Origin of the sequence: Limnospira sp. PMC 289.06 (genome assembly GCF_032350395.1) — a bacterium.
In the GTDB taxonomy this organism is placed as follows: Bacteria; Cyanobacteriota; Cyanobacteriia; order Cyanobacteriales; family Microcoleaceae; genus Limnospira; species Limnospira platensis.
Map to the genome: position 1 here is coordinate 1 of NZ_JARPLC010000422.1, position 649 is coordinate 649.

General features: G+C 43.0%; 2 protein-coding genes. Both read right to left on the bottom strand.

What is annotated here, in order from left to right; genetic code table 11:
* Positions 1–435 (bottom strand): reverse transcriptase/maturase family protein (locus P5674_RS25555; protein ID WP_315670458.1); only part of this gene is annotated, 435 nt, incomplete at its 3' end.
* Positions 425–649, bottom strand: a 225-nt coding sequence (locus P5674_RS25560) for a reverse transcriptase domain-containing protein (RefSeq protein ID WP_315670459.1), incomplete at its 5' end; no start/stop codon positions are given. The genes P5674_RS25555 and P5674_RS25560, both read right to left, overlap by 11 nt.

The following is a 649-nucleotide window of genomic DNA, read 5'->3' on the forward strand; positions in this document are numbered from 1 at the left end:
GATATTGAATCCTAGAAAGTCGAACCCTGGTTTTTCTGTTTTACCATCATACTCAGTAGATTTGAGCGTGTGGCAGATTCGAGTTTTTTCAGATTTTATTTCTAAGCCTACAGGTTTTAGCCATTCAGAAATAGCAGTTTGGCACTGTTCAATGATTCCTAGGTCTTTGGAGATGACCACAAAATCATCGGCATATCTTATAAGGTTCACCTGGGTGGCTGTGCCTTTATTTGGATACATTCCTTTAACTAGCCTTTCCATTCCCAACAGTGCGATGTTGGCGAGTATTGGACTTATTACCCCTCCTTGAGGTGTCCCTGCTTCTGTATCCTCAAATACACCTTTATCTAGCACTCCCGCTTTGAGCCATTGTTTCAGGTCTCTTTTTAGGCTGCTTGGACAATGAATTTTGGACAGTAGGTAATCATGGTTCACGGTAAGAGCATTTTGCTATATCGGCATCGAGAACATAATATTGTCCTTGATTTATGGCAGTGTAAATTCTGCTAACTGCGTCATGGGCTGACCGTCCTGGACGGAACCCGTAGCTTGTGCCTTCAAATCTCGATTCCCATTCAGGTTCGAGAGCCGACTTAACCAAGGCTTGCCTTGCTCTATCTTGAATTGTGGGTATTCCTATTCCAGCTTT